Genomic DNA, 16,945 nt, shown 5'->3' on the forward strand with positions numbered 1-16,945 from the left:
GGGGTCAACGGTTCTGGAAGGCGGGGGGACGGCGTTGCAGGAAGGCACCGGTGCCTTCGCGCATGTCCTCGGTGGCGAACAGCAGGCCGAACTGCGCGCTTTCGTACTCCAGTCCCGCCTCCAGGCTGCACTCGCCGCCGACGTGGACCGCATCAAGCAGGGCGCGCAACGCCAGGGGCGCCGAGCGTGCCAGCTGCCGGGCGATGTCCTGCACACGGGTGTCCAGATCGGCCGCCGGCACCACCTCGTTGACGATGCCCAGCGCGAGCGCACGGGCGGCATCGATGGGCGCACCCAGCAGGCACAGTTCCAGGGTGGCAGCCCGGCCGCAGAGGCGCAGCAGGCGCTGGCTGCCGCCGAAGCCGGGGATCAGGCCGAGATTGATCTCCGGCTGGCCGACCTTGGCCGAGTCAGCGGCAACGCGCAGATGGCAGGCCAGCGCCAGTTCCAGGCCGCCGCCCAGGGCAAAACCGTTGACGCGGGCGATGACCGGCTTGGGCATGCGTTCGATCTGACGCATCAGTCCTTGGCCGAGCAGGGAGAAATCACGTCCCTGAACCGCACTGAGTGTGTTCATCTCGGCGATGTCGGCGCCGGCGACGAAGGCCTTCTGGCCGGCACCGGTCAGCACCACCACACGCACCTCGGGGTCGGCCGCGGCGTCCCTGAACGCATCGGCCAGACCCTGCAGGGTCGCGGCATTGAGGGCATTGAGCTTGTCCGGGCGCTGGACGGTCACGGTGCGGATGGCGCCATCGTCGGTGACAGCGATCAGGTCATCGGCCACGGTGAAACTCCTGGAACGTTAAAAAAGAGTGATTTTGAACTCTGCCCGCGCAGACAGGTCATAGCCTGCGTGGTGAGTAGCGGTTACACGTTGTGGCCGTTATCCTAACCCGTCGCCTCAGGGCGGCGCAGAACGTCCCTGAGTTACCACCCCTGGAGAACTGTTTGATGAAGTTGCGTTCTATCGCGGTCGCCGTCGCGGCCCTGGCCCTGACGGGCAATGCCTTCGCCCAGGACGTCTCGTCCGAAAAGGGCAAGCTGAGCTACTACTTCGGTTACGACTACGGCAACAACCTGGCGGAGCTGACCGGTCGTGGTGAGCAGCTGGACATCAACTCGGTGGTGAAGGGTCTGCAGGACGCCTACGCCAAGAAGCAGCCGGCGATCACCGCCGAGCAGCTGAAGCCGGCCGTTGAAGCGTTCCAGAAGCGCGAGCAGGGTCGTGCCCAGGCCGCCAAGGCCGAGTACGAAAAGGCCGCTGCCGAAAACAAGACCAAGAGCGATCAGTTCATCGCGGCGAACAAGGCCAAGGCCGGCGTGCAGTCCCTGCCGAGCGGCGTCCAGTACCGCGTGATCGAAGCCGGCAAGGGTGCCAAGCCGACCCAGGCCAGCACCGTGCAGCTGGAAGTTGCCGGTCCGTTCCCGTACGGCCAGCGCCCGACCGAGGCCCGCCCGGCCCAGCAGATTCCGTCGATCAAGGTCAGCGAAGTCGAAATGAAGGCCATGCGTGAGACCCTGCTGCAGATGCCGGCGGGTTCGAAGTGGGAAGTCACCCTGCCGCCGGACCAGGCGTACGGTGCCGACCCGCGCACCCCGTTCCCGCCGAACGTGGCCGTGCAGTTCGAGATCAAGCTGGTCAGCGTCAAGTAAGCCTCCGCATCAACATCAACGCGCCGGTGATCCCACCGGCGCGTTTTTGTTTGCGCCGCGCGCGGCCGGCAGCATCGGGCCATGCTCGGCGAAGGCGCGCGGCGAAGGACCGCATGCCGCATCTTCAGCCCGCGCAAATTCAGCGCAATCGCGCTACTGTTGCAACGTGCAAACTACGGAAGACCCGGCGCGTGTTGTCGCAAGCCCCTGCATCGGAACGTGCAAGCTGGATGGCAACCGGCTGTGCCGCGGTTGCCGGCGGCACATCGACGAGATCACACGGTGGTCGTCGATGAGCGACAGCGAACGCAGCCACATCCTGCATCGCGTGCTGCCGCTGCGCGAGCAGCTGCAGCAATCGCTGCACGGCTCGCTGGCCGACCATGATCGCCTGTTGCGCGCATTGCATCCGCTGGCCGCCCCGCCCGCCGGTGACGGTTGGAACCGCAGTGAACTGATCGACCTGCTGCCGCCGGGTCCGCCGGTGGAAGCGGCGGTGTTGGCCGGCATCGTGCCGCGTGCCAGCGGCGCGCAGGTGATCCTGACCCGTCGCACTGAAACCCTGCGACAGCACGGCGGCCAGGTCGGCTTTCCCGGCGGCCGTACCGAGCCGGATGATCGCGATGCGCTGGCCGCAGCGCTGCGCGAAAGCCAGGAAGAAATCGCGCTGGCGCCTGCGCAGGTGCAGCCACTGGGCTACCTCGATCCGTTCGTGACCATCACCGGTTACCGTGTCACCCCGGTGGTGGCGGTGGTCGATCCGGACTTCGTGCCCGTGCCGCAGCCCAGTGAAGTGGCCGAGGTGTTCGAGGTGCCACTGGATTACCTGATGGCGGCCGACAACCTGCGCCAGGTCGAAATCAACCATCGTGGCCGCATCCGTCATGTGCTCGAGTACGGCTGGCCCGGCCAGCGGATCTGGGGGGCGACGGCGGCCATTCTCTACAACCTGCGTCGCCGCCTGGAGCAAGTGCAATGAAGCCGATCGATCCGCCGTGGACCACCCTGGTCGATGTCGCCACCCTCGCCGCTGCACTGGGCGAGGACGTGCGCGTGGTCGACGCCCGTGCAACGGCGAGCACCGCCGTGCGTGTGGTCGATGCGCGCGCGTCGCTGGGCGATCCGCAGGCGGGCGAGGGCCAGTACCTGGCCGGTCATGTCCCCGGTGCGGTGTACGCCGATCTCAACCGGGATCTGTCCGACCTCACCCGTGCCGGCCACGGTCGCCACCCGCTGCCGGACAGCGACGCGTTCGCCGCACGGCTGGGTCGCTGGGGTATCGCCCCGGAGACCCAGGTGGTGGTCTACGACGGCAGCGATGGCAGCATGGCCGCCGCGCGCCTGTGGTGGCTGCTGCGCCTGATGGGCCACGCGCGGGTGGCGGTGCTCGATGGAGGCATTGCGGCCTGGCAGGCAGCGGGGCTGCCGCTGGCGACCGGTGCGGGCGAGGTTCCGGCCCAGCCTGCCTATCCGGGGCGCTTTGACACCACGCAGATCGCCAATGCCGACGAGATCACCGCCCGGCTCAAGCATGCGCCGGGCTGGTTGCTGGACGCCCGCGCGGGAGAGCGCTTCCGCGGCGAAGTCGAACCGCTGGATCCGGTGGCCGGCCACGTGCCCGGCGCGGTCAACCGCCCGTTCGCATCCAATGTGCTCGATGGCCGCATGCGCGATACGCAGGAGCTGCGTGCCGAGCTGCAGGGCATCATCGGCAATCGCGATCCGCAGCAGGTCGTACTGATGTGTGGTTCCGGCGTGACGGCGTGCCATCTGCTGCTGGCGATGGAAGCGGCGGGCCTGTCCGGGGCGCGCATCTATGCCGATTCCTGGAGCGGCTGGGTGAGCGACAGCAGCCGACCGGTCGCCAGCGGTACCTGAGACAGAACCGGGGTCAGATCCGTTTTCCCGCGCAGAACGGATCTGCCCCCTTCAGGCGGCAGTCCTGCCGGTTACCCGATCGATTGCAGGGGCACCTTCGCCAGCACCCGAGCCCACGGAAACAACGGCCCCGGATCGCGCTTGCGGGCCACGCTCAACGTCGGATCGTCACTGGCCTGCACCTGTTCCCGGTCCAGCTGGTCGTGGCCGGCGATCCGCTGCAGTGACGGGTAGCGCGCCACCAAGGCCAGCAGCAGCTGTTCCAGGGCCTGCAGCTGCGGCTCGGTGTACGGCTCGTCCATCGCCTGGTGACGGCTGTCGAACCAGTCGGGGTAGCGCCCGCTGTTGACCAGCTCGATGCCCAGCGTCCGTGCGTTCATGCCGCGGACGTGGTGGGCCACGCGCTCAGGGGCCACGTACTGCACGACGCTGCCGTCGCGGTCGATGTAGAAATGGCCGCTGTTGCCGGCGCCGCTGTCGTACAGCACCCGCTCGCCATAGGCACGGGCCGTGGCCAGGTCGGGCAGCTCGGTGCAGTGGATCACCACCATCTCCAGCGTGTCCGGCGCGCGCAGCGGCAGAAGGTCGTGATAGGGCAGGGGCTGCAGCAGCAGGCCGGGCAGGAGCGGGTTGGGCATGCGGCGATGCTAGCATTGCGCAATGAACCTGCATTCTCTTTCGTTGTCGGCGCGCGCCTGCGGAGCGTGCGCGTGAGCCGCGGTCACTGCATCCTCTCCCATGGCTTCGAGAGCGGGCCGGAGGCCACCAAGGTCACGGCACTGGCCGAGGTCGCCCAGCGCCTGGGCTGGACCCATGAGCGGCCGGACTACACCGATCTGGACGCGATGAGCGAAGTGAGCCGCGTCGGTGACGTGCCGGGGCGTCTGCAGCGCCTGCTGGAACGCGCTGCACATGCGGCGGCACAAGGGCCGCTGGTGCTGGCGGGTTCCAGCCTGGGCGCCTACATCTCTGCGATCGCCTCGTTGCAGGTACCGGTGGCGGGCCTGTTCCTGATGGTCCCGCCGACCACCATGGGGCCCATGCCGGCGCTGGACGCCGCAGCGGTCCCCACCACCGTGATCCAGGCCTGGCACGATGATGTCGTGCCTGCCGCCGGGGTGATCGCCTGGGCGCAGGCGCGCTCGGCACAGCTGCTGCTGGTGGACGATGGCCACCGCCTGGAACGGCACGTGGAGGCATCCGCACACGCCTTCGAGCGCCTGCTGCGCCAACTGTGAAGCCGGGGCGCACGGCGCGCCGGCCCGCATTGACTACAATGGCAGGCCCGCCGCCCCCGGCGCGGGCCTGCCGGCCGTGCCCACGGCCCTCCTTTCCGACTGGCGCGGCTCCCCTGCCGCGCCCGACCACCTGCGAACCGATCCCGTGAAATTCTTCGTCTCCTGCGCCAAGGGCCTGGAATACCTGCTTGCCGATGAACTGTCGGCCCTGGGCCTGGACAAGGCCACTGCCACCATTGCCGGCGTCAATGCCGAGGGCGAGCTGGAGCAGGCGCTGCGGATCGTGATGTGGTCACGCCTGGCCAGCCGCGTGCTGTGGCCGATCGACGAGTTCGAATGCCCGGACGAGCAGGCGCTGTATGACGGCGTGCGTGCGCTGCCGTGGCATGAGCACATCAAGCCGGAGATGACCCTGGCGGTGGATGCGCATGTGTCCGGCGACAAGATCACCCACGCCCGCTTTGCCGCGCAGCGGATCAAGGACGCCATCGTCGACCGCATGCGCGATGAGGGCCTGGAGCGGCCGTCGGTCAACACCGATCTGCCGGATGTGCGCGTCAACCTGTCGCTGCGCAAGGGCCGTGCCTCGCTGTCGATCGACCTCGGCGGCGGCCCGCTGCACCGCCGTGGCTGGCGGGGGGCCGCGCACGAAGCACCGCTGAAGGAGAACCTGGCGGCCGCGTTGCTGCTGCGGGCGCAGTGGCCACGTCTGCATGCCGCCGGTGGTGGCCTGCTCGACCCGATGTGCGGCAGCGGCACGTTGTTGATCGAAGGCGCGCTGATGGCGGCCGACGTCGCGCCGGGCCTGATGCGCCACGGCAGCCTGCCGCCGAGCCGCTGGCTGGGCTTCGACAAGGTGGCCTGGAAGGCGATCCAGAGCGAAGCGCGCGAGCGCGAGGCCACCGGCCTGGCCGCGCTGAAGCCGGTGATCCACGGCAGCGACATCGATCCGACGGCGATCGAAGCGGCACGCGAGAATGCCGAAGTGGCGGGCGTGGCCCACGCCATCCGCTTCACCCGCGCCGACGTATCCGAGCTCACCTCGCCGGAGCAGGAGATCGGTGCGGTGGTCTGCAACCCGCCCTACGACGAGCGCCTGGCCGCCGATCCGGCGCTGTACCGCGCCTTGGGCAACGCGCTGCAGAAGGCGGTGCCGCAGTGGCGCGCCAGCCTGCTGTGCGGCAACGACGAGCTGGCCTTCGCCACGGGTCTTCGTGCGGCCAAGAAGTACCAGATGTTCAATGGCGCGCTGGAATGCGCGCTGATCGTCTGCGACCCGATCGCGGTGCCGGGGCGTGATCCGGCACTGCCGCGGGAGCTGAGCGAAGGTGCGCAGATGGTGGCCAACCGCCTGCGCAAGAACCTGAAGAAGTTCAAGAGCTGGCGCGCGCGCGAGGACATCACCTGCTTCCGCGCCTACGATGCGGACCTGCCGGAATACGCGGCGGCCATCGATGTCTACGAAGAGGACGGTGGACAGCGCCGTACCTTCCTGCACGTGCAGGAATACGCTGCACCGGCGGCGATTCCCGAGAACGACGTGCGCCGCCGCCGCAACGAACTGCTGGCCGCCGCGCGTGAGGTATTCGGCGTGCCGCCCGAACAGGTATCGATGAAGTCACGCGAGCGTGGCAAGGGCGGCAGCAAGTACGGCCGTTTCGAGCAGCGCGACGAGTTCGTGGTGGTGCGCGAGAATCATGCGCTGCTGCAGGTGAACCTGTTCGACTATCTCGATACCGGCCTGTTCCTGGACCATCGTCCGCTGCGCCGGATGATGGCCGAGCAGGTGCGTGGCAAGCGCTTCCTCAACCTGTTCTGCTACACCGGCGTGGCCAGCGTGCAGGCAGCCGTGGCCGGCGCGGCCAGCACCACCAGTGTCGACCTGTCCGCTACCTACCTGCAATGGTGCTACGACAACCTGGCCCTGAATGGTCAGGGCGGCAACCAGCATCTTCTGGTGCAGGCCGATGCGATGGCCTGGCTGGAAGCCGACCGCGGACAGTACGATGTGATCTTCTGCGATCCGCCGACGTTCTCCAACTCCGCCCGCGCCGATGATTTCGATGTGCAGCGCGAGCAGCTGCGGCTGCTGCGTGCAGCGGTGGCACGGCTGGCACCGGCAGGCGTTCTGTACTTCTCCAACAACTTCCGCCGTTTCAAGCTGGAAGAGAACGCGATCGCCGAGTTCGCCCAGTGCCGTGAGATCACTGCGCGTACCATCGGTCCGGACTTCGAGCGCAACGCACGCATCCACCGTGCGTGGGAGTTGAAGCGTTTGGGTTGAAGGTTCGCCGGGCATGGCCCGGCGCTACCGGCTATGCCAGCGCCACCACCAGGCCCAGCAACGGCAGGGTGATCGCCAGCGGCACGATCCACCGCGGCCGGTAGGGATACAGCCCGAACGACAGCGTCACGCCGCCCACCGTCATCACGCCCAGCCACTGCACCGGGCCCATGGCCCAGCCATGGTCGGCAACGCACAGGGCGAAGGTGACCGCCAGCAGCAACCAGCCCAGCGCCCGCCACTGGGCGCGCCGTGCCGGAACGGCGGCGGCTTTGCCGTGCAGATCGTGCTGGTGCCTTTCCATCGCCAGCGACAACGCGGTGAACGCAGAGAAGGAAAGCGCCAGCGCCAGCAGCATCATGCGCTGGCCTCCACTTCGGTGGCTTCGGTCGGTGCCCTGGGCGCAACGGTTGCCGCGGCACGCTTTTTCTTCTCGGCCGCAGACAGCGGTGGCGTCCAGCGCTGCATGCGCCAGCCGCACAGCGCCAGCATCGCACCGAAGGCGATCATCGACAGGTCGAAGCCCGCCAGCACCCAGTCGCCGCTGCGCAGGGTAATGCCCAGATGGGCGTGGGTGGTCAGCGCGTTGACCACCGGAACCAGCGCGAATGCGGCTGCGCCCAGGTACAGCTGCCACGTCCACATCACCCGTTTCGGCCAGACGAACGCGGCCAGCAGGGCGCCGCCCCACGCATAGAAGAACACGTTGGCTTCGGCATTGGAGCGATCGGCCAGATCCAGCGGCAGCAGCCGATTGCCCCAGAAGTAGGCGGCAAAGGCGATCGGCAGGCCGGCCACGGTACCGATGTTCAACGCATCGACCAGGCGCAGGCCGAAGCCGGTGCGCCCGCTCTTGGCATGCTTCGGTCGTTCCTTCACTGCCCACAGCACCACGCCACTGGCCACCATCAGGCAGCCGACCAGGCCGGACAGGAAGAACAACGCACGCAGCCCCCAGTCGGCGAAGCGCGCCAGGTGCAGGCCATACAGCACGCCACGGGTGGCGGTGGCACCACCGGAGGCCGGGGTCTGTTCCAGCAGCCTGCCGTCCACCATGTCGTAACGCAGCGAAGGCGTGTCGATGGAAAGACGCTTTCCGTCACGCTGGCGGATGTCGATCACCGCGTTGCGCGCGCCCGGATTGGACACGGTGAAGCCGGCCACTTCGGCGCCATGCCAGTGGGCGCGCGCATCGTCCAGCAGGCGGGCGATCGGCAGCGGCGCGGCGCGGCCTTCGGCCGGCGCGGTTACTTCAGGCAGGCCACCGAAGGCTTCGCTGAAGAATTTGTCCTCATCCTGCGGGTAGGCCACTTTCACGCCCCAGGGCAGGTACATGATCATCAGGGTGACGATGCCCGTGTAGGTGATCATCGCGTGGTAGGGCAGCGCCATCACCGCGCTGACATTGTGGAAATCCAGCCAGGAGCGCAGGCCCTTGTCTTTGCGGAAAGTGAAGAAGTCCTTGAAGATCTTCTTGTGGGTGATCACCCCGGTGATGATGGCCACCAGCATGAACATGGCGCAGAAGCCGACCAGGTAACGGGCCCACAGCACGGGGATGTAGTGCAGGTCGAAATGCAGGCGGTAGAAGAAATCTCCGCCGCGCGTCTGGCGGGCGTTCAGTTCGTCGCCGGTGTTCGGGTCGAGCGTGGCATCGCCGAAGGCACCGCGTCGGCCACGGCTTGGATCGGCCAGCTCGGGTGGCAGGCGCCAGAACAGCTGCATGGCCGGGTTGCGCGGCTGCGGCAGGGTCACGAACCAGGTCTGGGCCTGCGCCGCATGGGTCTGCAGGTAGTCCACGCTGCGTTGCGCGGCCACATCGATGCTGACGGTGCTGGCCGGCAGTTCCGGGCGCATCCAGCGGCTGATCTCTTCACGGTAGTAGCTTGCGGTACCGGCCATGAAGATCAGCAGCAGCAGCCAGCCGACCAGCAGGCCGGTCCAGGTGTGCAGCCAGGCCATCGACTGGCGGAATCCGTTCTTCATGCCCAGGCTCCCATCAGCCGCGCGATGCCGGCCATCAGCAGGGCAGGGGCTAGGATGCCGATCCACGCACGCAGGGCACTGCGGGTGGCGAATGCCCACAGCGCGGCACAGGCGGCAACCAGGATGGCCAGCAGCATGCCGGTCAGCACGGTCTGGCCCCGCGCGCCCGGCAGGACGACGGCACAGAACACGCCGGTCATGGAGGCCAGCGCATAGCCACCGAAGATCGCGGCCAGCGAGCGCGACAGGATGCCCCAGCGCGGGTTGCGGAAGAAAACACGGGAGCTGGCGGTTGCGGGCGAGCGGTCCACGGTGGTCCTGTCGGTCGGGGAGGGGATCGAACGCGCATGCGGCCCCCTTGCGCCCCGCGCACGTCGCCCAGCGTGTCCCATCAATGCAGCGCTGCCCGCGCAGACGGGCAGCCGGAGGTCAGGGCTGTACATGGCACCGGACAGGTCTTCCTTGCCCGTGCGGCCAAGCGCACCACCGATCAGTAAATGATAGGCATTCGCATTCTGTTAATCAAGGCTGCGTGACGAAAGAGGAGTCGTTCCGTGCCCACGCAGCAGGTCAGCGGACCCGCCGCTCAGAAGCGGAACACCACCGTTGCCGCGTGCAGCAGCAGGCCGATCAGGCCGCCAACCAGCGTGCCGTTGAAGCGGATGAACTGCAGGTCGCGGCCGACGCTCAGTTCCAGCTGCTCGACCAGATGGCGCTCGTCCCAGCCCCTGACCGTCTGTGCGATGTGCGTGGTGACCCCCTCGCGCAGTCGCCCGGTCAGGCGCTGTGCGCCTTCCAGCAGATGCTGGTTCAGTGCATCGCGCAGTGCCGGGTCGGACTGCAGGGTGCTTCCCAGCGAGGCGAGGCTGCGCTGCAGGTGGCCGACCAGCGCCGAATCCTCGCGCTGCAGGTCGGCGCGCAGACTGGCGTGGATGCGTGCCCAGACCCCCTGCACATACTCCTGCAGGGCAGGATGGTCGATCATCTCCTGCTTGAGCTGTTCGATGCGCTCGGCCAGCGCCGGGTCTTCGCGCAGGCGCTGGACGTAGTTGCCCAGCCACGCCTCGTAATCCTGCCGCAGCGGATGCTGCGGCTCGGCCAGTACCTGCTGCAGCTCCTCCAGCACGGCGCGTGCCAGCCGCTCGGCCAGGCTGTCACCGATCTCGTCGATGGGTTTCACCCAGTTCACCGTGCTTGAGAGCGTCGGCCATTCGCGCTGGATGTAGCGCACGATCAGCTGCGACGCGCGCTCCTTCACTTCCGGCTGCTCCAGCCAGCGTCCCAGTCTCTGCAGGCCCTCGTCCAGCACACGCTGGTGGCGCCCGTCGGCGGTCAGCAGGGCAAGCAGCTCGCCGGCGGTGGATGCCGCGTTCCACTGTCGCAACTGCTGCACCACGAACGCGTGCAGCTGCCGGCGCACCGCGCGTTCATCGAAGAAGTCCAGTGCCTGCAACGCCCAGCCGCGTGCCATGTCGGCCAGCATGCGTGCGCGTGCCGGTTCGGCCAGCCAACTGCCGAGACGGCCAGCCGGATCGAACACCTTCAGCTTGGCCAGCAGCACCTGTGGTTCCAGGAACTGATCGCGCACGAACAGCGCCAGGCTGTCGCCGATGCGCTCCTTGCTGCGCGGAATGATGGCGGTATGGGGAATCGGCAGCCCCATCGGCCTGCGGAACAGGGCGACCACCGCGAACCAGTCTGCCAGCGCGCCCACCGCTGCCGCCTCGCAGAAGGCGGATACCCAGGCCCAGGCGCCGCGCTCGCCCTGCCAGTGGCTGACCGCAAAACCGGCCAACATCAACACCAGCAGGCCCAGGGCGATGGCTTTCAGGCGTCGCAGCTGGGCGCGGCGCGGATCGATTGCGGACGTCATGGCGGCAGTCTAACCGCCACCGGATGATGCCGGCGCATCGGTAGCGCCGGGCCATGCCCGGCGGCTTTTCAGGGCCCGCTGCGCTCGCCGGGCATCGCCCAGCGCTACCCATTCGTTACAGCGCTTCCAGCTGCCTGCGCAATGCCGCCAGCTGCGTGCGCAGGGCATCGTTCTCGCGAGTGAGCGCGACGACGCGTCGGCGCAGCGCCGGCGCATCCTCACCCAACTGCTCCAGCGCGGACAGCACTTCCGCATCGCGCAGGGCGATCTCGTCCTCGCTGGGCTCATCGAATGCCATTTCCGCCGGTTCTGGCTTCGCCGCGCGCGGCTTGCGCTTGGACTCGCGTACGCGCTTGGCGGCCTGCTTCAGTTCGTCCTTGCCGCCTGCGGCTGCCGCGCGCTGCTCTTCCTCGGGCAGGTCGGCCACGGCCGCGGCCGCGCTGATCGAGATCACGCCGGCCTTGACCGCTTCCACGACTTCGGCGGCGGCCTGCGCGTGAATGCGTTCGATCATCCCGACCTGGCTGGTGCTCAGCTTCGCTTCGCGGGCCAGTTCCGCACGGCTGAGTTTCGGCGCGGGTTCCCACGGTGGGCTGTCTTCACCGGCATCGTCGGCCGATGCGGCGGTGCCATCGCTTTCGCGTTGCAGCTGGGCCTGCTCGATCTGCTTGCGTGCCGACAGGATGTCGCGCTTGCGCAGGGCCAGCACGCCGCGCTGGAAATCGGACACGCTGCGGCGGCCCAGGTGCTGTTCGATCATCCACAGGTGCACGTCCTCCATGCTCTGGAAGCGGCTGTTCTGCACCGTGTTGAACGGCAGGCCATGCTTCTGGCAGATGCCGTAGCGGTTATGGCCATCCACCAGGACATCGCCCCACAGTACCAGTGCATCGCGGCAGCCCTCGGCGAGGATGCTGCGCTCCAGCGCCTCATGTTCGTCGGGCGTGAGCGGGTCGATGTAGGCCTTGAGTTCTTCTTTGACGACGATGTCCATGGGCACGGCAACGGGCAGGAACGGAACCGACCATTGTACCTGCTTGCTGTCGCCGGCCCGGGCTTACGCGGTGGCCCGGATCATCTCGCCCAGAGTGCTGGTGATCTGGTCGATCTGGGGCTCGTCCACGATCAGTGGCGGCGACAGCGCGATGATGTCGCCCGTACAGCGCACCAGCAGTCCGCCGTCGTGGAAACAGCGCCGGTAGACCTCGTGACCACGGCTGCCCGGAGCATCCTTGCGCGGGGCCAGCTCGACCGCACCGACCAGTCCGAAGTTGCGGATGTCGATCACGTTGGGGAGCCCCTGCAGGGCGTGCAGCCGCTCCTGCCAGTACTCGCCCAGCTCGATGGCGCGCTCGAACAGGCGCTCCTCTGCATAGACGTCGAGTGTGGCCAGGGCTGCCGCGCAGGCCAGCGGGTGCCCCGAATAGGTATAGCCATGGAACAACTCGATGGCCTGTGCCGGGCCCTGCATCAGGCCGGCGTGCACCGCATCGCTGGCCAGCACGCCACCCAGCGGAACCGCGCCGTTGCTGACTCCCTTGGCAAAGGTCAGCAGGTCCGGCGTGACGCCGAAACGCTGCGCGGCGAACGGCATGCCGACCCGGCCGAAACCTGTGATGACCTCGTCGAACACCAGCAGGATGCCGTGCTGGTCGCAGATTTCCCGCAGCCGCTGCAGATAGCCGGGCGCAGGCAGGATCACCCCCGCAGAACCGGCGATGGGCTCGACGAACACGGCCGCAATGGTGGACGCGTCGTGCAGGCCGATCAGCCGCTCCAGATCGTCGGCCAGTTCCGCGCCCTGGCGCGGCAGGCCCTTGCTGAACGCGTTGCGCTGCAGATCCAGGGTGTGCCGCAGATAGTCCACGCCCGCCAGCTGCAGGCCGAACTGGCGGCGGTTGTTGGGCAGGCCGCCGAGCGCCATGCCGCCGAAGCCCACACCGTGATAAGCCTTCTCGCGGCTGATGAAACGGGTACGCTGGCCTTCGCCGCGCTGGCGGTGATAGGCCAGCACGATCTTCATCGCGGTATCCACCGCCTCGGAGCCCGAATTGGTGAAGAACACGTGGTTGAGCCCGGCCGGAGCCAGCGCGGCCAGGCGCTGCGCCAGCGCGAATGCCGGTGGCGAACCCATCTGGAAGGCGGGTGAGTAATCCAGGGTGCGTGCCTGTTCGACAATCGCCTCGACGATGCGCGGGCGGGCGTGGCCGGCATTGCAGCACCACAGGCCGGCGGTGCCATCGAGAACCTGGCGCCCGTCCACGTCTTCGTAATGCATGCCTTCGGCCCGTACCAGCATGCGCGGCGCGCCCTTGAACTGGCGGTTGGCGGTGAAGGGCATCCAGTACGCCTCCAGGGAGTCGGGGCGCTGGATGGCCAGCTCGTGCACGTCGCTCGCGGGGTTCTTCATGCCGGTTCCGTCGGGTCCGATGCAGGGACTGTAGCGCAGCCGTCATCGCCCGGGCCATGCCCGCCGTGCACGCGGGGCATGGCCTGTCACGGCGAGGTCGCGGCGGCACCGGTATAACCGGAACGACACGCACTGCAGGATCCTGTCATGGCCGATTTCCCCGACCGCAGCCACTGGCAGGCGCTGGCCGGCCAGCTCTCCATTCCCGGCCAGGCCTTCATCGCGGGCCGCTACGTGGATGCCGCCAGCGGTGCCCGCTTCGACTGCGTCAGCCCGATCGACGGCCGCGTGCTTGGCACCGTCGCCGACTGCGACGCGCAGGACGTGGAGCGTGCCGTGCAGGTGGCACGGCGCGCCTTCGAGGCCGGCCACTGGTCGCAGGTGAGCCCTGCGCAACGCAAGCGCGTGCTGTTGGCATTGGCGGCGCTGGTGGAAGCGCATGCCGACGAACTGGCCCTGCTGGAAACGCTGGACATGGGCAAGCCGGTGCGCGATGCGCGGCGCATCGACCTGCCGGGCGTGGTGCGTTGCCTGGCCTGGACCGCAGAGGCGGTGGACAAGCTGTACGGAGAGATCGCACCGACCGGCCCCCGGGAGCTGGGCCTGGTCACGCGTGAGCCTGCGGGTGTGGTCGGCGCCATCGTGCCGTGGAACTTCCCGTTGCTGATGGCCTGCTGGAAGATCGCGCCGGCGCTGGCCATGGGCAATTCGGTGATCCTCAAGCCTTCCGAGCGCTCGCCGCTGACGGCGTTGCGGCTGGCAGCGCTGGCCAGCGAGGCCGGTCTGCCTGATGGCGTGCTCAACGTTCTGCCGGGCGATGGTGCCCGCGTGGGCGAGCCGCTGGCGCTGCACAGGGATGTCGACGTGCTGGCCTTCACCGGCTCCACCGCCACCGGCGCCAAGCTGCTCGAGCATGCCGGGCGCTCCAATCTGAAGCGGGCCTGGCTGGAGTGCGGCGGCAAGAGCCCGCATATCGTGTTTGCCGATGCGCCCGACCTGGAGCGGGCGGCCAAGGGGGTGGCGCAGGGCATCTTCTTCAACCAGGGAGAAGTCTGCACCGCCGGCTCGCGGCTGCTGGCGCAGCGTTCGATCCGCGAGGAGTTCGTGCATCGGGTGATCGCCCATGGCCAGCGCATGCAGCCGCGTCACCCGTTGGAGGCCGACGCACCGATGGGTGCCCTCGTCGATGCCGCGCATGTGGACAAGGTACTGGCGGACATCGCCATGGCCGAAGCTGACGGAGCGCGCCTGCTGCTGGGGGGACGCCGCGCCGAGGTGGAAGCAGGCGGCTGCTACGTGCAGCCGACCGTGTTCGACCAGGTCCGGCCGGAACAGGCCCTGGCGCGCGAGGAGGTGTTCGGTCCGGTGCTGGCGGTGCTGGGTTTCGACGACGAGGCCGAAGCGGTGCGCCTGGCCAATGACAGCCGCTACGGCCTGGCGGCGGGCGTGTGGACGCGGGACCTGGGCCGGGCACACCGGGTTGCGCGGCAGCTGCGCGCGGGCAGCGTCTGGGTCAACGGCTGGGACGGCGGTGACATGACCGCCCCCTTCGGGGGCTACAAGCAGTCCGGCAGTGGGCGCGACAAATCACTGCATGCCTTCGACAAGTACAGCGAGATCAAGGCCACCTGGATCCAGCTGTAGCAGCGGGCCGCGCCCCGAAGGGAGCGGCGGCACCACCGCCCTGAACACATCGGATCGCGTGTGATTGCATCCGTGTCGGCTGAAACCATCGTCACGCCTACCGGGTCATGCGTGGCAGAATCGGACGATCCGGATTGCCTGCCTTGCCGATGTCGACGATCACCGCTGCCGCGTCACCCGTGAATTCCCCTCGCCGTGTACTGCTGGCCAGCCTGATCGGCACGACCATCGAGTTCTTCGACTTCTACATCTACGCCACCGCCGCGGTGCTGGTGTTCCCGCATCTGTTCTTTCCGGAAAGCAGTGACCAGGCCGCGCTGCTGCAATCCCTGGCCACGTTCGCCGTGGCGTTCATCGCGCGGCCGGTGGGTTCGGCGGTATTCGGCCACTTCGGCGACCGCATCGGCCGCAAGGCCACCCTGGTCGCGGCATTGCTCACCATGGGACTGTCGACTGTCGCAATCGGCCTGCTGCCGACCCATGCGCAGATCGGGCTGTGGGCTCCGGCGCTGCTGGCGCTGTGCCGGTTCGGCCAGGGGCTGGGGCTGGGCGGCGAGTGGGGCGGGGCGGTGCTGCTGGCAACCGAGAACGCACCACCGGGCAAGCGCGCGTGGTACGGCATGTTCCCGCAGCTGGGCGCGCCGCTCGGTTTCCTGCTGTCGGCAGGCATCTTCCTGGTGCTGGGCCGAAGCATGGGGCAGGACGACTTCCTGCAGTGGGGCTGGCGTATTCCGTTCGTGGCCAGCGCATTGCTGGTCGGGCTGGGCCTGTGGGTGCGCCTGAACATCCATGAGACGCCGGACTTCCAGAAGGCACTGGAACGCAGAGCGCCGGTGCGGCTGCCGATGTGGACGGTGCTGCGCGACCATCCCGTGCCGATGCTGCTGGGTACGCTGGGCGCATTCGCCACCTTCGTGCTGTTCTATCTGATGACGGTATTCAGCCTGGGCCATGGCACGGCGGTACTCGGTTACAGCCGCGAGCAGTTCCTGCTGATGCAGATGGCCGCCATGCTGTTCTTCGCGCTGGGCATCCCGCTGTCGGCGCGCTACGGCGACCGTTGGGGCACCCGCCGGACGATGATCGTGGCCAGCCTGCTGATCCTGGGCTTCGGCCTGCTGTTTGCGCCGTTGTTCCAGCCCGGTAGCCCGTGGCTGGTGCTGGGCTTCCTGTGCCTGGGTCTGTTCCTGATGGGCCTGACCTATGGCCCCTGCGGCACATTCCTGGCCGAGATCTATCCGGTCGAAGTGCGCTATACCGGCGCATCGCTGTCGTTCAATCTGGCCGGCATTCTCGGTGCGGCGCCCGCTCCGTACCTGGCGACCTGGCTGGCCGAGCGCTTCGGCCTGGTCGCGGTCGGCTACTACCTGTGCCTGACCGCGGTTGCGACGTTGGCCGCGCTGGTGGCACTGCAGCGTCGCGTGCGCTGATCAGCCGAAGATCCGCTTGAGCGTGCGGCCCAGCCAGCCCCCGCCCTGGTGTTCACGGGTGAACTGGTTCAGATGTGACTTGACCTGTTCGGCGTAGGCCTGGTCGTCGCCGCGGATGTGGTTGAACAGCCAGCGCGAGAGCATCGTGCGCAGCTCGTCGCTGATGTCCTCGCCGGCCTGGAACCGCAGCCGGTACTCGGCCACGCGCTTGATGAAGACCTCATGCACGCGCTTGTGGGCAGCGCAGAACGGATATCCGGCTTCCTCCATCAGCTCTTCTTCGAACGCGAAGTGCGACATGGTGTAATCAACCACCTCGTCGATCACTTCGCCGACAGCAGCACGCTGCATGCTGGCCTGGGCCACATGCAGGTGATTGAGCATCTCGATGATGCGGCGGTGTTGTTGGTCGATCACATCGATGCCGATGTTCAGATCGTCCTGCCAGACCAGTAATGCCATCCCCGGCTCCCCTTCATGCGTGATGTCGGGGCCGACTGTAGGGCTGCTGCCGGCAGGCAGCGTTGATCTGGATCAAAGCGGATC

Annotated in this window: 16 protein-coding genes; 7 read left to right on the plus strand and 9 right to left on the minus strand. The window is 67.9% G+C overall.

Annotation, left to right across the window (positions count from 1 at the left end; all coding sequences use genetic code 11):
* Positions 1–4: 4 nt before the first annotated feature.
* Complete coding sequence (locus N8888_RS06130) at positions 5–787, minus strand: enoyl-CoA hydratase/isomerase family protein (protein ID WP_065181203.1); 783 nt, start codon at positions 785–787, stop codon at positions 5–7.
* Between the two features lie 167 nt (positions 788–954).
* Between N8888_RS06130 and N8888_RS06135 the strand changes: the two genes are divergently transcribed.
* The 3 genes from N8888_RS06135 to N8888_RS06145 all read left to right on the plus strand — a co-directional run bounded on the left by N8888_RS06135 (position 955) and on the right by N8888_RS06145 (position 3,534).
* Entirely contained in the window at positions 955–1,656 is a 702-nt protein-coding gene (locus tag N8888_RS06135) for an FKBP-type peptidyl-prolyl cis-trans isomerase (RefSeq protein ID WP_005408797.1), read from the plus strand.
* 166 nt (positions 1,657–1,822) lie between these two features.
* Positions 1,823–2,635, plus strand: a complete 813-nt coding sequence (locus N8888_RS06140) for a CoA pyrophosphatase (RefSeq protein WP_065181204.1) — start codon at positions 1,823–1,825, stop codon at positions 2,633–2,635.
* A complete protein-coding gene (locus tag N8888_RS06145; RefSeq protein WP_053518214.1) occupies positions 2,632–3,534 on the plus strand; it encodes a sulfurtransferase in 903 nt (300 codons plus the stop codon). The genes N8888_RS06140 and N8888_RS06145 overlap by 4 nt, the downstream gene beginning before the upstream one ends.
* Before the next feature lie 71 nt (positions 3,535–3,605).
* Here the strand turns inward: N8888_RS06145 and N8888_RS06150 are convergent, their stop codons facing one another.
* Entirely contained in the window at positions 3,606–4,172 is a 567-nt protein-coding gene (locus tag N8888_RS06150) for an N-acetylmuramoyl-L-alanine amidase (protein WP_065174726.1), read from the minus strand.
* A 72-nt stretch (positions 4,173–4,244) separates the two neighbouring features.
* On the opposite strand from N8888_RS06150, the gene N8888_RS06155 reads away from it, so the two are divergent.
* Both N8888_RS06155 and rlmKL read left to right on the plus strand, forming a co-directional pair.
* Positions 4,245–4,772: an alpha/beta hydrolase gene (locus tag N8888_RS06155; RefSeq protein WP_111185879.1), complete on the plus strand. Its 528-nt coding sequence runs from the start codon at positions 4,245–4,247 to the stop codon at positions 4,770–4,772.
* Between the two features lie 145 nt (positions 4,773–4,917).
* Positions 4,918–7,056, plus strand: a complete 2,139-nt coding sequence (gene rlmKL, locus N8888_RS06160) for a bifunctional 23S rRNA (guanine(2069)-N(7))-methyltransferase RlmK/23S rRNA (guanine(2445)-N(2))-methyltransferase RlmL (protein ID WP_263177877.1) — start codon at positions 4,918–4,920, stop codon at positions 7,054–7,056.
* A 31-nt stretch (positions 7,057–7,087) separates the two neighbouring features.
* Here rlmKL and N8888_RS06165 read toward each other — a convergent pair whose 3' ends face one another.
* From N8888_RS06165 to N8888_RS06190, 6 genes are all read right to left on the minus strand, one after another.
* Positions 7,088–7,417, minus strand: a complete 330-nt coding sequence (locus tag N8888_RS06165) for a DUF3325 domain-containing protein (protein ID WP_065181206.1) — start codon at positions 7,415–7,417, stop codon at positions 7,088–7,090.
* Positions 7,414–9,042, minus strand: coding sequence for a PepSY-associated TM helix domain-containing protein (locus N8888_RS06170; protein ID WP_065174728.1), 1,629 nt, complete (start codon positions 9,040–9,042; stop codon positions 7,414–7,416). Before N8888_RS06170 ends, N8888_RS06165 begins: the two co-directional genes overlap by 4 nt.
* Positions 9,039–9,353 (minus strand): DUF3649 domain-containing protein, encoded by a 315-nt coding sequence (locus tag N8888_RS06175; RefSeq protein WP_053518219.1) that lies wholly within the window; start codon positions 9,351–9,353, stop codon positions 9,039–9,041. Before N8888_RS06175 ends, N8888_RS06170 begins: the two co-directional genes overlap by 4 nt.
* Positions 9,354–9,628: 275 nt before the next feature.
* Positions 9,629–10,915, minus strand: a complete 1,287-nt coding sequence (locus tag N8888_RS06180) for a DUF445 domain-containing protein (RefSeq protein ID WP_263177878.1) — start codon at positions 10,913–10,915, stop codon at positions 9,629–9,631.
* 115 nt (positions 10,916–11,030) lie between these two features.
* A complete protein-coding gene (locus N8888_RS06185) occupies positions 11,031–11,909 on the minus strand; it encodes a ParB N-terminal domain-containing protein (RefSeq protein ID WP_263177879.1) in 879 nt (292 codons plus the stop codon).
* Between the two features lie 63 nt (positions 11,910–11,972).
* A complete protein-coding gene (locus tag N8888_RS06190) occupies positions 11,973–13,325 on the minus strand; it encodes an omega-aminotransferase AptA (protein ID WP_263177880.1) in 1,353 nt (450 codons plus the stop codon).
* A 147-nt stretch (positions 13,326–13,472) separates the two neighbouring features.
* On the opposite strand from N8888_RS06190, the gene N8888_RS06195 reads away from it, so the two are divergent.
* The gene (locus tag N8888_RS06195; protein WP_263177881.1) at positions 13,473–14,969 is read left to right on the plus strand and encodes an aldehyde dehydrogenase; all 1,497 of its coding nucleotides are present in this window, start codon (positions 13,473–13,475) and stop codon (positions 14,967–14,969) included.
* A 149-nt stretch (positions 14,970–15,118) separates the two neighbouring features.
* The gene (locus tag N8888_RS06200; RefSeq protein ID WP_053516563.1) at positions 15,119–16,399 is read left to right on the plus strand and encodes an MFS transporter; all 1,281 of its coding nucleotides are present in this window, start codon (positions 15,119–15,121) and stop codon (positions 16,397–16,399) included.
* On the opposite strand, the gene N8888_RS06205 is transcribed toward N8888_RS06200, so the two are convergent.
* Positions 16,400–16,861, minus strand: a complete 462-nt coding sequence (locus tag N8888_RS06205; protein WP_053516564.1) for a bacteriohemerythrin — start codon at positions 16,859–16,861, stop codon at positions 16,400–16,402.
* Positions 16,862–16,945 lie beyond the last annotated feature (84 nt).

It is taken from the genome of Stenotrophomonas maltophilia (assembly GCF_025642255.1).
Classification (GTDB): Bacteria; Pseudomonadota; Gammaproteobacteria; order Xanthomonadales; family Xanthomonadaceae; genus Stenotrophomonas; species Stenotrophomonas maltophilia_P.

Coding starts and splice junctions, on each gene's coding strand:
- N8888_RS06195 (WP_263177881.1), top strand. CDS start 13,473: ATGGCCGATTTCCCCGACCGCAGCCACTGGCAGGCGCTGGCCGGCCAG.
- N8888_RS06200 (WP_053516563.1), top strand. CDS start 15,119: ATGTCGACGATCACCGCTGCCGCGTCACCCGTGAATTCCCCTCGCCGT.
- N8888_RS06145 (WP_053518214.1), top strand. CDS start 2,632: ATGAAGCCGATCGATCCGCCGTGGACCACCCTGGTCGATGTCGCCACC.
- N8888_RS06205 (WP_053516564.1), bottom strand. CDS start 16,861: ATGGCATTACTGGTCTGGCAGGACGATCTGAACATCGGCATCGATGTG.
- N8888_RS06165 (WP_065181206.1), bottom strand. CDS start 7,417: ATGATGCTGCTGGCGCTGGCGCTTTCCTTCTCTGCGTTCACCGCGTTG.
- N8888_RS06190 (WP_263177880.1), bottom strand. CDS start 13,325: ATGAAGAACCCCGCGAGCGACGTGCACGAGCTGGCCATCCAGCGCCCC.
- N8888_RS06180 (WP_263177878.1), bottom strand. CDS start 10,915: ATGACGTCCGCAATCGATCCGCGCCGCGCCCAGCTGCGACGCCTGAAA.
- N8888_RS06170 (WP_065174728.1), bottom strand. CDS start 9,042: ATGAAGAACGGATTCCGCCAGTCGATGGCCTGGCTGCACACCTGGACC.
- N8888_RS06185 (WP_263177879.1), bottom strand. CDS start 11,909: ATGGACATCGTCGTCAAAGAAGAACTCAAGGCCTACATCGACCCGCTC.
- N8888_RS06150 (WP_065174726.1), bottom strand. CDS start 4,172: ATGCCCAACCCGCTCCTGCCCGGCCTGCTGCTGCAGCCCCTGCCCTAT.
- N8888_RS06135 (WP_005408797.1), top strand. CDS start 955: ATGAAGTTGCGTTCTATCGCGGTCGCCGTCGCGGCCCTGGCCCTGACG.